Annotated in this window: 12 protein-coding genes; 10 read left to right on the top strand and 2 right to left on the bottom strand. The window is 68.2% G+C overall.

What is annotated here, in order from left to right; translation table 11 throughout:
- Both E3T48_RS06945 and E3T48_RS06940 read left to right on the top strand, forming a co-directional pair.
- Nucleotides 1-3,649, top strand: a 3,649-nt coding sequence (locus E3T48_RS06945; RefSeq protein WP_134523178.1) for a DNA glycosylase AlkZ-like family protein, incomplete at its 5' end; no start/stop codon positions are given.
- Entirely contained in the window at nucleotides 3,642-4,421 is a 780-nt protein-coding gene (locus E3T48_RS06940; protein ID WP_134523176.1) for a DNA-formamidopyrimidine glycosylase family protein, read from the top strand. The genes E3T48_RS06945 and E3T48_RS06940, both read left to right, overlap by 8 nt.
- Nucleotides 4,422-4,431: 10 nt before the next feature.
- On the opposite strand, the gene E3T48_RS06935 is transcribed toward E3T48_RS06940, so the two are convergent.
- Nucleotides 4,432-7,626 carry a carbohydrate binding domain-containing protein gene (locus tag E3T48_RS06935; protein WP_166789662.1) on the bottom strand — a complete coding sequence of 1,065 codons (3,195 nt, stop codon included), beginning with the start codon at nucleotides 7,624-7,626 and terminating at the stop codon, nucleotides 4,432-4,434.
- A gap of 512 nt (nucleotides 7,627-8,138) precedes the next feature.
- Complete coding sequence (locus E3T48_RS06930) at nucleotides 8,139-8,486, bottom strand: DUF1844 domain-containing protein (protein WP_134523172.1); 348 nt, start codon at nucleotides 8,484-8,486, stop codon at nucleotides 8,139-8,141.
- 277 nt (nucleotides 8,487-8,763) lie between these two features.
- Between E3T48_RS06930 and infC the strand changes: the two genes are divergently transcribed.
- From infC to E3T48_RS06890, 8 genes are all read left to right on the top strand, one after another.
- Nucleotides 8,764-9,390: a translation initiation factor IF-3 gene (gene infC / locus E3T48_RS06925; protein ID WP_134510514.1), complete on the top strand. Its 627-nt coding sequence runs from the start codon at nucleotides 8,764-8,766 to the stop codon at nucleotides 9,388-9,390.
- Complete coding sequence (gene rpmI, locus E3T48_RS06920) at nucleotides 9,383-9,577, top strand: 50S ribosomal protein L35 (protein WP_134523170.1); 195 nt, start codon at nucleotides 9,383-9,385, stop codon at nucleotides 9,575-9,577. The genes infC and rpmI overlap by 8 nt, the downstream gene beginning before the upstream one ends.
- Nucleotides 9,578-9,604: 27 nt before the next feature.
- Nucleotides 9,605-9,991, top strand: a complete 387-nt coding sequence (gene rplT, locus E3T48_RS06915; protein WP_134523168.1) for a 50S ribosomal protein L20 — start codon at nucleotides 9,605-9,607, stop codon at nucleotides 9,989-9,991.
- A gap of 136 nt (nucleotides 9,992-10,127) precedes the next feature.
- On the top strand, nucleotides 10,128-10,928 hold the full coding sequence (locus E3T48_RS06910) for a TrmH family RNA methyltransferase (RefSeq protein ID WP_134523166.1): 801 nt from the start codon (nucleotides 10,128-10,130) through the stop codon (nucleotides 10,926-10,928).
- Nucleotides 10,929-11,023: 95 nt separating this feature from the next.
- Complete coding sequence (locus E3T48_RS06905) at nucleotides 11,024-11,812, top strand: amino acid ABC transporter ATP-binding protein (RefSeq protein ID WP_134523164.1); 789 nt, start codon at nucleotides 11,024-11,026, stop codon at nucleotides 11,810-11,812.
- Nucleotides 11,813-11,847: 35 nt separating this feature from the next.
- Nucleotides 11,848-12,720, top strand: a complete 873-nt coding sequence (locus E3T48_RS06900) for a glutamate ABC transporter substrate-binding protein (RefSeq protein WP_134523162.1) — start codon at nucleotides 11,848-11,850, stop codon at nucleotides 12,718-12,720.
- A gap of 118 nt (nucleotides 12,721-12,838) precedes the next feature.
- Nucleotides 12,839-13,486: an amino acid ABC transporter permease gene (locus tag E3T48_RS06895; RefSeq protein WP_134523160.1), complete on the top strand. Its 648-nt coding sequence runs from the start codon at nucleotides 12,839-12,841 to the stop codon at nucleotides 13,484-13,486.
- On the top strand, nucleotides 13,483-14,403 hold the full coding sequence (locus E3T48_RS06890; RefSeq protein ID WP_134523158.1) for an amino acid ABC transporter permease: 921 nt from the start codon (nucleotides 13,483-13,485) through the stop codon (nucleotides 14,401-14,403). Before E3T48_RS06895 ends, E3T48_RS06890 begins: the two co-directional genes overlap by 4 nt.
- Nucleotides 14,404-14,423 lie beyond the last annotated feature (20 nt).

Raw genomic sequence — 14,423 nt, 5'->3', positions numbered from 1 at the left:
CGCCGCCGAGCAGGCGGCGCACCGCCGGCCGGCCGAGCTCATGGGCGCCAGCGGCCGGAGCGCGGGCGCGGAACCCGTGCTCGCCCGCGCCCACCACGGCTCGGTCAGTCGCGAACAGCGGGCCATGATCGAGGACGACCTCAAGAGCGGGCGGCTTCGCTGCGTGGTGGCGACCTCCAGCCTGGAGCTCGGCATCGACATGGGCGCGGTGGACCTCGTCGTGCAGGTCGAGTCGCCGCCGTCGGTCGCGAGCGGGCTGCAGCGGATCGGCCGGGCCGGCCACCAGGTCGGCGAGGTCTCCCGAGGCGTCATCTACCCCAAGCACCGCGCCGACCTCATCCACTCCGCGGTCGCCGCGGAACGGATGGTCGCCGGGCTGATCGAGTCCCTGTCCGTGCCGGCCAACCCGCTCGACATCCTCGCCCAGCAGACCGTGGCCGTCACGGCGCTCGAACCGGTGCAGGTGGAGGACTGGTTCGACACCGTGCGACGGAGCGCGCCGTTCCACACGCTGCCGCGCTCCGCGTTCGAGGCCACCCTTGACCTGCTCGCCGGCCGCTACCCGTCAGACCAGTTCGCGGAGCTCCGGCCACGGATCGTCTGGGACCGGGAGGCCGGAACCCTCACCGGGCGTCCCGGCGCCCAACGGCTCGCCGTGACGAGCGGCGGCACCATCCCCGACCGCGGCCTCTTCGGCGTGTTCATGGTCGGCGGGGACCAGGCCACCGGCCGGCGGGTCGGCGAGCTCGACGAGGAGATGGTCTACGAGTCCCGGGTCGGCGACGTCTTCGCGCTCGGCGCGACCAGTTGGCGCATCCAGGAGATCACCCACGACCGCGTCCTCGTGGTCCCGGCCTTCGGCGAGCCCGGCCGGTTGCCGTTCTGGAAGGGAGACGGCCTCGGCCGCCCCGCCGAACTCGGCGAGGCGATCGGCGCCTTCATCCGGGAGGTCTCCGCGCTCCCGGCGGCGGAGGCGAGGGCGCGCTGCTCTACCGGAGGCCTCGACGACCGGGCGGTCACCAACCTGCTGTCCTTCCTCGGCGACCAACGCGCCGCGACCAGCCACCTGCCGACCGACCGCACCCTCGTCGTCGAACGGTTCCGCGACGAGCTCGGCGACTGGCGCGTCGTGATGCATTCCCCTTTCGGCATGCAGGTGCATTCACCGTGGGCGCTCGCGGTCGCCGCGCGGATACGGGAGAGGTACGGGATCGACGGAGGCTGCGTCGCCAGCGACGACGGCATCGTCGCCCGCATACCCGATACCGACTCCGAACCGCCGGACGCCTCCCTCTTCGTCTTCGACCCCGACGAGCTGGAACAGCTCGTCACCGATGAGGTGGGCGGGTCGGCCCTGTTCGCCTCCCGGTTCCGGGAGTGCGCCGCACGGGCGCTGCTTCTCCCGCGTTACAACCCGGGCACCCGGTCGCCGCTCTGGCAACAACGGCAGAAGGCATCCCAGCTGCTCGAGGTTGCCCGCACCTTCCCGACCTTTCCGATCATCCTCGAAACCATCCGGGAATGCCTGCAGGACGTCTACGACCTCCCGGCGCTGATCGGCCTGGCCAGGCGCATCGCCGACCGGTCGCTGCGGCTGGTGGAGGTGCACACGGATACCGCCAGCCCCTTCGCGAGCACGCTCCTCTTCGGCTACGTGGCGGCCTTCATGTACGAGGGCGATTCCCCGCTGGCCGAACGGCGGGCCACCGCCCTGTCGATCGACTCCAGCCTGCTCGCCGAACTGCTCGGCCGGGTCGAGCTGCGCGAGCTGCTCGACCCGGCGGTGATCGAGGCGACCGGCGCGGAGCTGCAGCGGCTCCCCGACGAGCGCAAGGCGAAGGGGATCGAGGGGATCGCCGACCTGCTCCGCGGCCTCGGCCCGCTGACAACCGCCGAGGTGGCCGCCCGTCTCGCCGTCAGCCAGATGCCAGGCGCCCAGGGGTCAGGTGCCCAGGGGCCAGGCGCAGCGGAGGGCCTGCTCGCACTCGCCGCCGCCAGGCGGGTGCTCCAGGTGAGCTACGCCGGTCGGGACTGGTGGGCCGGAATCGAAGACGCGAGCCGGCTGCGGGACGCCCTCGGCGTTCCGGTCCCGCTCGGGGTTCCCGCGGCGTTCACCGAGCCCGTCCCCGACCCGCTCGGCGACCTCGTCAGCCGGTACGCCCGCAGCCACGGACCGTTCACGACCGCCGACCTCGCCGAGCGCTTCGGCCTGGGCCAGGCCGTCGTCCTCGGCGCCCTGCGCCGGCTCGCCGGGGTCCGCCGAATCGTCGAGGGCGAGTTCCGCCCGCACGGCACCGGAAGCGAGTGGTGCGACGCCGAGGTGCTGCGGCGGCTGCGCCGGCGCTCGCTCGCCGCGCTCCGGCACGAGGTCGAACCCGTCGACCAGGTCACGGTCGGGCGGTTCCTCCCGGTCTGGCAGCATGTCGGCGGCCGGTTGCGCGGCATCGACGGTGTCGCCTCCGTGATCGAACAGCTCGAGGGGGCACGGATTCCCGCCTCGGCCTGGGAGTCCCTCGTGCTGCCCGCCCGGGTCGCCGACTACCGCCCGGCCATGCTCGACGAACTCACCAACTCGGGCGAGGTGCTCTGGGCCGGGGCAGGCACCCTCGTCGGCAACGACGGCTGGATCAGCCTGCACCTGGCCGAGACGGCGCCGCTCACCCTGCCCGCACCGTCCCCGTTCGAAACGAGCCCGCTGCAGCAGGAGATCCTCGCGACGCTCGGTGGCGGGGGAGGGTTCTTCTTCCGCCAGCTTGCGGATGCCGTCGGCAGCCAGGACGACACCGGCCTCGCCGCCGCGCTCTGGGACCTGGTCTGGGCCGGACTCGTCGGAAACGACACGTTCGCCCCCGTCCGCTCGCTCATCGCCGGCGGGCACACCGCGCACAGCACCCGCCGCTCCGCCCCGCGGGCCCGGTTGCACGGCGGTCGCATCCTGGCCAGGCCGAGCCTCCCTCAGCGCGGCGGACCGCCGACCGTCTCCGGTCGCTGGTCGATTGTCCCCGTCGCGGACGACTCGCCCACCCGGCGTGCGCACGCGCTCGGCGAGACCCTGCTTGAACGGTACGGGGTGGTGACCCGTGGTGCCGTGGCCGGGGAGGGGGTGACCGGCGGGTTCTCGCTGGTCTACCGCACCCTGCGCGGCTTCGAGGAGGTCGGCCGCTGCCGGCGCGGCTACTTCATCGAGGGGCTCGGCGCGGCCCAGTTCGCCACCGTCGGCACGATCGACCGGCTGCGGTCCTTCGTTGAACTCGGCCGCGGCGCCGGAGCTCCCGCCGAGCCGGTGGCGGTCACCCTGGCCGCCACCGACCCCGCCAACCCGTATGGCGCCGTGCTGCCCTGGCCGCCCCCGCCGGAGGGCACCACCCACCGCCCGGGGCGCAAGGCCGGCGCCCTGGTGGTGATCGTCGACGGTGCCCTCGTGCTCTACGTCGAACGGGGCGGCAAATCGGTGCTCGCCTTCGCCCCGGGTGACACGGTCCTCGCCGCCGCCGCAGCGGCCCTGGCTCGCACCATCTCGGCCGGCCGGGTCGTCAAACTCGGCGTCGAATCCGTCAACGGAGTCTTCGTGATCGGCACCCCGGCCGGGCAGGCTCTACAGTCCGCCGGTTTCGGCGTCACTCCGAGGGGGCTGAAGTTGCATGCCTGAGGGCGACACCGTCTACCGCGCCGCCCACACCCTCGACCGGGCCTTGCACGGTGCCACGCTCACCCGGTGCGAGTTCCGCGTGCCCCGGTTCGCCACCGTGGACCTCACCGGCGAGACCGTCAGCGAGGTGGCCAGCCGCGGCAAGCACCTGTTGATCCGGGTGGGGGAGGCCAGCATCCATTCGCACCTCAAAATGGAGGGCGCCTGGCACCTCTACCGCCCGGGGGAGGCGTGGCGCCGCCCGACGTTCCAGGCCAGGGCCGTGCTCGAGACGGCGGACGCGGTGGCGGTGGGCTTCGACCTCGGCCTGCTCGAGGTGCTGTCGCCGGCCGAGGAGGCCGCCAGGCTCGACTACCTGGGCCCCGACCTGCTCGGGCCAGACTGGGACGCCGACGAGGCGACGCGGCGCATCCGCACCCGGCCAGAGCGGCCGGTCGCCGTGGCTCTGGCCGACCAGTCCACCCTGGCCGGCCTCGGCAACGTGTACGTCAACGAACTGTGCTTTCTCCGCGGCCTCGCGCCGACCCGGCCGGTGGGCGAGGTGACGGATGTCCCGGGTCTCGTCCAGCTCGCCCACCGGCTGATCACGGCCAACCGCGACCGGACCGAACGCACCACCACCGGCGACACCCGACGCGGGGCGCGGACCTGGGTGTACTCCCGCGCGGGCCGGCCGTGCCTGCGGTGCGGCAGCCGCATCGAGCGCGGCCGACTCGGCCGCACCGACCTGGCAGTGCGGGACACCTATTGGTGCCCGCACTGCCAGACCTAGCCGAGCTCGACTATTCCTTCCGGCACGGCTTCCCCGGCTTGACGCAGCCCTTCGGGGGAAGGGTCTGCAGGAGCGTGACCTTGTCCAGGCTCGCCGCACCGGTGCCGGTGAAGGCGAAGCCGTACCCGTTCACATCGGTGAGGGTGAGGCCGTCCTTCGGCGCCCCGGCCGGCTGATCCTTGGAGCGGCGGAGGTCGGCGAACGGAATCGTGACCTGGCGCCAGCCGACCTTGTTGTCCACGAATTTCGCCTCGAATCGTTCGGCGGTGTCGGCGGCCTGGAACACCCGGATGTAGTCCACGGTCAGCGACTGCGGGAACACGAGGTCCGCGCCAGGGGCTCCACCGAAATTGCCGCCGACGGCCACGTTGGTGAGCAGCGAGAACGGGTGGTCGTACACCCATTCGTTCGGCGCCACGTCGGCCGGTGTCGCCGAGTGGTACTGGATGCCATCGACGAACCAGTCGATGCGCTCCGGAGTCCACTCCATCGAGAACGTGTGCCAGTCATCGGAGACCGGCACGTCGAAGGTGTACGTGTTGCCGATGGAGTTGCCCCCGGAGTAGCCCGGTCCATGGATGGTGCCGAAGATCTCGTTCGGCAGACGGCCGACGAATTCCATCACGTCGATCTCGCCGGTCTGCGGCCAGCCCACCTCGCGGAAATCGTTGCCGAGCGTCCACACGGCGGGCCAGATGCCCGAGCCTTTCGGCACCTGAACGCGGGACTCGATGCGACCGTACTCGAACTCCTGCTTCTGCTCGCTGATGAGGCGAGCAGAGGTGTTCGTGCACGGTCCGTACCAGCAGACGAGGTCGGTGGTGGCCGGGTCGATCTCGCGGGCGGTGATCACCAGGTTGCCGTTGCCGTCGAGGGCGGCATTGTCGGTGCTGTCGGTGTAGTACTGCAGCTCGTCGTTGCCCCAGCCCCAGCCGCCGGTCTCGTAGCTCCAGTTGTCCGGGTTGGCGGGAGCCCCGGCGGGGCCCTCGAACTCGTCGCTCCAGGACTGAACCCAGTCGGAGGGGCCCGGGTCCGGGGCCTCGTTGTCCGCCACGGAAACGGTCACCTTGTCGCCGGTGCCCTCGCCGTTGTACCAGAACGAGAGTCCCTTGTACGCCGACCAGTCCTGGCCCGCGGCGAAGTCCCGCACGAGCTTCGCGCCATCGTCGTAGGCGATGTCGAGAACGTTCTCGTGGGCATCCGCCCCGGCGTAGCCCGTGTCGGCCGCGGTCTCCCGCAGGGCGAGATCAAGGCCGCCTTCGGTGTCGAACAGCCACGGGTAGGACTCGAAGTCCTCGACGAGCGCCTTATCGATCGCGTCGTCGTCCTGGATGCTGACGGTCGCGGTGCGGACGAAGCCGAACTCCGCGCCTACCGGGTTGGTGAGGGCGACGAGGAAGGTCTCGTCCACCTCATGCTTCGCGTTCTGCAGCGTCGGAACCGTGATGGTCGCCTCGCGCTGCCCGGCCGGGATCGTGACGGTTCCGCTCGCGGCGGTGAAGTCTCGGCCCTGTGTCGCCGGCAGGTCCTCGGTCGCGGTGCGGGCCGCGGACTCCTCGGTCTGGAACGCGACGGTCACCGGTTCGGTGGCGACGCGGTTCAGCCGAACGGTGGCCGTGGCGTCGGCGCCCTCGGTGACCTCGTACCCGGCACGGTCGAAGCCGACCGTGAGGGGCACCTCGGCGGCCTGGCCGTAGAGCAGAACGTCGTCGTAGTAGAAGGTCTGGGTTCCGGGGGTGCGCAGGGCGCCGAGGGCGAACCCGTGAACGTCGGTGAGTCCGAGGCCGTCATTGGGCGCGTTGTTGTTGATGTTCTTGCGCACGAAGTCGGCGAAGTCGAACTGCTGGAACTTCCAGCCGGTCCAGTTGTCGGTGTACTCGACCACGAAACGTTCGGCGTCGTCGGTCGTGGAACCCGGGTTGCGGTTGTCCTCGATGTCGAGGAAGAGGCGCGTGCCCGATCCGTTGCCGTACATCCAGAAGCCGATGCCCTCGTAGCTGCTCCAGTCCTGCGTCGTCCACGCCGAGGCGGTGTCATTGGTGAAGTTGTTCACCACAACGCCGAAGGACTGCACGGTGAAGTCCGCGGAGAGGGCGGTGTTTCCCTGGGTGGGCGGGTCGGCGGGAACCGGTGCCGGCAGGGCATCCGTGCTCGCGAAGCCGACGGTGCTGCTCGGGTCCTGTGCGGCGAACCAGCCGACCTGAACGGCTCCGGCCGAGCCGACGGGGAGTGGGGCCTCGAAGTTCTCGACCAGGAGGGTGCGACCGGTGGGCGGACCGACCGGTGCCGCGTCATTGTCGAGAATGGTCAGGGTGGCGGCGCTGGGGGATCCGAGTGCGGCACCGACCGGGTTGCTGAGGGTCACCGCGAGGGTCTCGCTCGGCTCCTCCGCGGCGTCGTCGGTCGTGGCGACGGAGATCGACTGTGTCGTTTGGCCGGCCGCGAAGGTGAGGGTTCCCGTTGAGGAGGTGTAGTCGGTAGCGCCGGCGGTGCCGTCGCTCGTCGCATAGTCGACCGTGATCGGCGTCGTAGGGGCCACGTTCAGGCGCACCTCGACCGCGGCGGCGCGACCTTCGATGACTTCGTAGGTGCTCGCGGACAGCGTCGCGGTGGCCGTGACGTCGGCGGCGGAGTAGAGGGCGATGTCGTCGACGAGCACCGTGTCGGCGCCGCGGGCGGCGGGAAGCGCGTAACCCCACATGGTGGTCAGGTTCAGCCCGTCGTTGGGGGCTCCGCCGGGCTGGTAGTCCGTCGCCCGGGTGAAGGACGCCCAGGGGATCTGGATCTCACGCCAGCCGGCCACGTCGTCGGTGATGGTGTAGTCGAAGCGTTCGGAGCTGTCCGAGTTCGCGCCTCCGTCGAAGATCTCGAACTGCAGCGCCGAGCCGTTGCCGGAGCCGCGGAGCCAGTAGCTCACGCCCTGGAAGCCTGTCCAGTCGCCGGCGGTTGCGAAGTTGTGGCCGACGCCGCCGAAGGAGCCCGCCGCGGTGATGTTGAAGCCATAGCTGAGCACCTTGGTCGGGCTGGTCTGGCCGGGGCGGGCATCCGGCGAGCCGGGGGCGACGTCGAGGACGCCGTAGCCGGCGCTGCCGTAGGCGAAGAAGCCGGTCGGGGCGCCGCCCTCGAAGTCGGCAAGTGTCGAGACGGATGCCGCGGCGGCCGGAGCCAGGGCACCGAAGGCCGTCGGAAGGATCAGTGCCGGCACGGCGATCGCACACGCAACCGCTCGTGAGAGCGCTCTCATTTTGTTGGGCATTTCTCTCCACCGGTTTCGCGACAACCACCGTTGGTCGCCTGGCCAGACCGTCACCGGTCGGATGCCCGTAATCCTAACCACGAAAACAGATCCCGACAAAGGAAATTTTCCCGGCCTCGGACCGCCCTGCGTGGTCGGCACGGCAAAACCCCCGCCCAACTGTGAGTTCGGCTCGGTTTCAGGACGGCCGAAAGGAGGCACGATTCACAGTTCGGCGGCCTGGAGTTGCGTGACACCTACTGGTGCCCGCACTGCCAGACCCAGCCGCGTCCGTGATATCGACAGTCGGTGGTCGAGCCTGTCGGTGGTCGAGCCTGTCGGTGGTCGAGCCTGTCGGTGGTCGAGCCTGTCGGTGGTCGAGCCTGTCGAGACCCCGTGATTTCGACAGGCTCAATCACCGGCCGGTGGTCGAGCGCCCCGGTGGTCGAGCGCCCCGGTGGTCGAGCCTGTCGAGACCCTGGTCAGTTGACCGGGCCCGTGAATTTCTCGCCCGGGCCTTGGCCGATCGGGTCGGGGATCGCGGATGCCTCGCGGAAGGCGAGCTGCAACGACCGCAGGCCGTCGCGCAGGCTGCGCGCGTGCATGTCGGAGATGTCCGGGGCGGCGGCGGTGATCAGGCCGGCGAGGGCGGTGATGAGTTTGCGCGCCTCATCGAGGTCGGTCTGCGTCTCCGGGTCGTCGGCGAGGCCGACCTTGACCGCGGCCGCGCTCATCAGGTGCACGGACGCGGTCGTGATGATCTCTACCGCGGCCACATCGGCGATATCCCGCGTGGCTTGAAGTGCTTCCTGCTCGTTGCTACTCGTCACTGAATTCCTCTGTTAGACTCATCCGGGCTCCGAGATGCAAATCTCGGTACGAAAGTGGATAATCTCCCACCCGCGCATACCGCTTCACAAAGGTTACCGGGTTGTTTACACTCCGCCGTCGCGGCGCTGGATTCCAGTTCGCGAAGGTAGACAGGGTGTCGTATGTGGTTTTCGAGCGAGTGTTGTTCGAATCCGGATACGCGATTTTTCCTCTCTTCGTCTGCGGGCGACATCCGTCGTCAGTTGCAGCCACGATGCATGAGAAGAGGAGAGACGCATCAGCGATCCCCGTACAAATGACCGTATTCGCGTCCCCGAAGTCCGTCTCGTTGGTCCCAACGGCGAACAGGTCGGGGTTGTGGCCATCGATGTTGCGCTGCGCCTGGCACAGGAAGCAGATCTCGACCTCGTCGAGGTCGCGCCGACCTCCAAGCCGCCCGTTGCCAAGATCATGGACTACGGCAAGTTCAAGTACGAGGCTGCGCAGAAGGCCAAGGAGGCCAGGCGCAACCAGGCGAACACCATCCTCAAAGAGGTTCGGTTCCGACTCAAGATTGACAAGCACGACTACGAAACCAAGCGCAAACGCGCCGAAGGCTTCCTGAAGGCCGGCGACAAGGTCAAGGCCATGATTCTGTTCCGTGGCCGTGAGCAGTCCCGTCCCGACCAGGGTGTACGTCTGCTTCAAAGATTTGCCGAGGATGTCGCCGAGTTCGGTTCCGTGGAATCGACTCCGATGATCGACGGTCGAAACATGGTCATGGTCATTGGACCTCTGAAGAACAAGTCAGAGGCCAAGGCGGAGGCCAACGCACACAAGGCTGCCGACAAGGCAGAAAAAGTTGCCGATAAGGCTGACAAGGTTGCCGATAAGGCAGCGAAACTGGAGGAAAAAGATGCCTAAGATGAAGACCCACTCCGGGACGAAGAAGCGCTTCAAGGTGACCGGTTCCGGCAAGATCATGAAGCAGCAGGCCGGCCTGCGACACAACCTCGAGGTCAAGAGCACGCAGCGTAAGTCTCGCCTCAACCACGACCAGGTGCTGGCCAAGGCCGACATCAAGGTCATCAAGAAGCTTCTCGGTCGCTAGACCCGTACCCCTTAAGGAACCAGAACAATGGCAAGAGTAAAAAGAGCGGTAAACGCTCACAAGAGCCGCCGCGTCATCCTCGAGCGTGCCAAGGGTTACCGCGGCCAGCGCTCGCGTTTGGTCACCAAGGCCAAGGAGCAGCTGACTCACTCCTTCACCTACAGCTACCGTGACCGCCGTGCACGCAAGGGTGACTTCCGTCGCCTGTGGATCCAGCGGATCAACGCCGCGTCCCGCGAAAACGGCCTCACCTACAACCGCCTGATCCAGGGCCTCGCCCTGGCCGGCATCGAGGTCGACCGTCGCATCCTGGCCGAGCTGGCCGTCAACGAGCCTGCCACCTTCTCGGCCATCGTCGAAAGCGCCAAGGCGGCACTGCCCGCCGACACGTCGGCACCGAAGGTTGCCGCGTAGTCGTCACCCCCAGAAACACGCATTCTTCACGGGAGCGGGCCGAGCGCCCGCTCCCGTTTTGCGTGCCGGAGAGCCGAAGCGAGCGCGGCCCCGCGCGGCTGCTGCCGCCCGGCAATGCGGCCGGTAGGCTGGTCATATGTTAGATAATCCCCGTTCTCCGCGCGTGCGGGCTGTCGCGAAACTGGCGAATCGAGCCGCGCGCTCCGAGACCGGACTGTTCCTGCTCGAGGGCCCCCAGGCCGTCGCCGAGGCCCTCACCTATCGCCCCGAACTCGTCGTGGAGCTGTACGCCACCCCGACCGCCCTCGAGCGCTACACCGACATCGCCGACACGGCCGTAGAAGCCGGCGTGGACGTGGAATTCGTCACCGAACAGGTGCTCGAGACCATGGCCGACACCGTCACCCCGCAGGGTTTCGTGGCCGTCTGCCACCAGTTCCCCACCTCGGTCAAGGACATTTTCGGGGGCCAGCCGCGCCTCGTCGCCATTCTCGAAGAGGTGCGTGACCCCGGGAACGCGGGCACCATCATCCGTGCCGCGGATGCCGCGGGCGCCGACGCCGTGATCCTCACCGGCCGTAGCGTCGACCTCTACAACCCCAAGGTCGTGCGCTCGTCGACCGGGTCGATCTTCCATCTCCCCGTCGCCGTCGGGGTCACCCTCGACGACGTGCGCGACCGCGCGAAAGAGGCCGGCCTTCAGCTGTTCGCCGCGGATATCAAGGGAACCGACCTGCTTGAGGCCCGCAACGAGGGGCTGCTCCTCGCCCCGACCGCCTGGCTGTTCGGCAACGAGGCGCGCGGGCTCAGCGACGAGGACCTCGCCAAGGTCGACCGGTCCATCTCGGTGCCGATCTACGGTCACGCCGAGTCGATGAACCTCGCCACGGCCGCGTCCGTCTGCCTCTACGAGAGTGCGTTCGCCCAACGTAGCTGATCACCACGGCCCATCAGCGCTGCCGATCATCACAGCTCGGTAACCACCGGTGAGGGTTGGTTCAGGACGACTCCGAACTGGCCTAGGTTGGGGTTATGGAGCCTACAGATTCTGCGCCGGCTACGTCCAACATCACCGTTCGCCGAGGTGAACCGCTGGTCGTCGTGACAGACGTCAACAAGAACTTCGGCGACCTGCACGTCCTCAAGAACATCAACACGGTCGTCACCCGTGGCGAGGTCGTCGTGGTCATCGGACCCAGTGGGTCCGGCAAGTCGACCCTGTGCCGGGCGATCAACCGGCTCGAGACAATCGACTCCGGCAGCATCACGATCGACGGGATGGAACTGCCCGCCGAGGGGCGCGCACTCGCCCAGTTGCGCGCCGACGTGGGAATGGTCTTCCAGGCCTTCAACCTGTTCGCGCACAAGACCGTCCTCGAAAACATCACCCTCGGCCCGATCAAGGTGCGCGGCATGTCGAAGGCGGACGCCGAGGAGAAGGCGATGGCCCTGCTCGAGCGAGTCGGGGTGGCGAACCAGGCGCACAAGATGCCCGCCCAACTGTCCGGCGGCCAGCAGCAGCGCGTCGCCATCGCCCGTGCCCTGGCGATGACCCCCAAGCTGATCCTCCTCGACGAGCCGACGAGCGCCCTCGACCCTGAGATGATCAACGAGGTGCTCGAGGTCATGATCGACCTGGCCAACGACGGAATGACCATGATCGTCGTCACCCACGAGATGGGCTTCGCGCGCCGCGCGGCCGATCGGGTGATCTTCATGGCGGACGGGGAAATCGTCGAGGAGACGACCCCCGAGCGATTCTTCACCGATCCCCAGAGTACGAGAGCGAAAGACTTCCTCTCGAAGATACTTGCCCACTGACCGGTGGGCCGGAACACACAGCAACCGGAGGAAACATGACTTTCACCAAACGTCTTGCGATCTCAGCCCTTGCCCTCGCGAGCGTCTTCGCGCTCAGCGCCTGCACCGACTCTGGCGCGGGTGCACCGTCCGCCGCTCCCGTCGCCGAGGCCCCCGAATTCGCGGCCGGCACGACCATGGCCAAACTCAGCGAAGCCGGCAAGATCACGATCGGCACCAAGTTCGACCAGCCGCTGTTCGGCCTCAAGGGACCGGATGGCACACCGGTCGGGTTCGACGTTGAAATTGGCAAGCTCGTCGCCGCCAAGCTCGGCATCAAGCCCGAGAACATCCAGTGGGTCGAAACGGTCTCCGCGAACCGGGAGCCGTTCATCCAGAACGGCCAGGTAGACCTCGTCGTGGCGACGTACACGATCAACGACGCGCGCAAGCTGGTCGTCGACTTCGCCGGACCGTACTATCAGGCCGGCCAGGACCTTCTCGTCCTCGCGGGCAACAAGGAGAAGATCACCGGACCGGAAGACCTCGCCGGGAAGGCCGTCTGCACGGTGAGCGGATCCACCTCGGAGAAGAACATCGCCGCGTACACGACCAACGTGCTCGCCACCGACACCTACTCCAACTGCCTCGGCCCGCTGCGCAGCGGTGAGGTTGCCGCCGTCACGACCGACAACGTCATCCTGGCCGGCCTGGCCGACCAGAACAAGGACGAATTCGAGGTTGTGGACAAGCCGTTCACCAAGGAACCGTACGGCATCGGGCTCAAGAAGGACGACGCCGAGTTCCGCACCTTCATCAACGACGTCCTGGAAGAGTCGTTCGACGACGGCTCCTGGGCCGCCGCCTGGAAGGCCACCGCGGGCAAGGTGCTCGACACCCCGACACCTCCGGCCGTCAACCGTTACTGAGGGCTGAACATCCGCTGATCGGGACGGCCCGGCCATCTGGGCCGGGCCGTCCCGATCGGCCATCGTCGCCACGTGCGCGACACACGTGACCATGCCGCTAGACAGAAGGAGGTGAGCTGTGGACGCCATCATTGAGAATCTGCCCGTGTTCCTCGACGGTTTCAGGAACACGCTGGGGCTGCTCGGCCTGGCCGGAGTCGGAGCGCTCGTGCTCGGTGTCTTCATCGCCGCGCTGCGCATTTCCCCGGTCGCATCGTTCCGGGGATTCGCCACGGCTTACACGGAGATCGTGCGGAACACGCCGCTGACCCTCGTGCTCTTCTTCTGCGCCTTCCTGCTCCCGTACCTCCAGTTCTCGCCCGGCTACTTCCCGCTCGCCGTGATCGGGCTCACCGTGTACACCTCGCCGTTCGTCGCCGAGGCCCTTCGGGCCGGAGTGAACGGAGTGCATGTCGGCCAGGCCGAGGCTGCTCGCAGCGTCGGGCTCACCTTCGGGCAGACGCTGACCTACGTGATCATGCCGCAGGCCGTGCGGATGGTCATCCCGCCACTGATCAACGTGTTCATCGCCCTGACCAAGAACACGTCCGTCGCGGGCGCCTTCTTCGTCTTCGAACTCTTCGGCGCCGCACGCAAGATCACCAACGATCGAGGCGACCAGGTGATCGCGATCCTGCTCGCCGTGGCGGCGTTCTACCTGCTGATCACCATCACCCTCGGCCTGATCGCCGGCCGGGTCGAGAAGAAGGTCGCGGTCCTCCGATGAGTCTCTCCGTTCTCTACGACGCGCCCGGCCCGAAGGCCCGGATGCGTTCCCGGGCAATCTCCGTCGTCGGCATCATCCTCATCTTCGGCGCGCTGGTGCTGCTGGTCCTGGCCCTCGGTGCTCCGAAGACCAGTGCGAACGGCTCGGTCCAACCCGGGCTGTGGGATGCGTCCCGGTGGAACGTGTTCACCGATGTGCAGGTCTGGCGCTCGCTCGGCCAGGGCGTGCTGGCGACGCTCGCCATGGCCGGGGTGGCCGCGGCGATCGCGCTGCCTCTGGGCGTGCTGTTCTCGTTCGGTCGCGCCTCCGACAACCCCCTGATCAGGGTGCCGAGCACCGTCGTGCTCGAATTCGTCCGCGGCATGCCCGTGCTGCTGATGATGCTGTTCATCCTGCTGGTCTTCTCGACGGGCTCGTTCTGGGCCGGCGTCGCCGCCCTTGCCGTCTACAACGGCGCCATCATCGGTGAAGCGCTCCGCGCCGGGATCAAGTCCCTTCCCCGCGGACAGCGGGAGGCCGGCCTGGCCATCGGGCTGACGCCGATCTCCACCCGGATGCGGATCGAGTTCCCCCAGGCGTTCCGGCAGATGCTGCCGATCATCATCGCCCAGCTGGTTGTGCTCCTCAAGGACACCTCCCTCGCCTTCGTGGTGGGCTACAGCGAACTGCTCCGCGTCGGCGTGAAGAACCTGCCCGACTTCTTCGGCAACCGCTACTCGTTCTCCTTCTTCATGGTGGTGCTGGCGATCTACCTGGCGATGAACCTGTCCCTGTCTTGGCTGGCCCGCGTGATCGCACGCCGCACCGGCTCCAAGGGGAGAGCCGTCACGCCCGATGCGCCCTCGACCCCGGCGAACCCGCTGCTCGCGCACCCGAGGGCACTCGGCGAACAGTCCGAGGGCGGGAACAGTCCGTAGGGTCGCCCTCGACGGGGCCG

It is taken from the genome of Cryobacterium fucosi, from assembly GCF_004403515.1.
GTDB lineage: Bacteria > Actinomycetota > Actinomycetes > Actinomycetales > Microbacteriaceae > Cryobacterium > Cryobacterium fucosi.
Note: the sequence above shows the minus strand (reverse complement) of the source record. Positions and strands in the feature narration are given on the sequence as shown.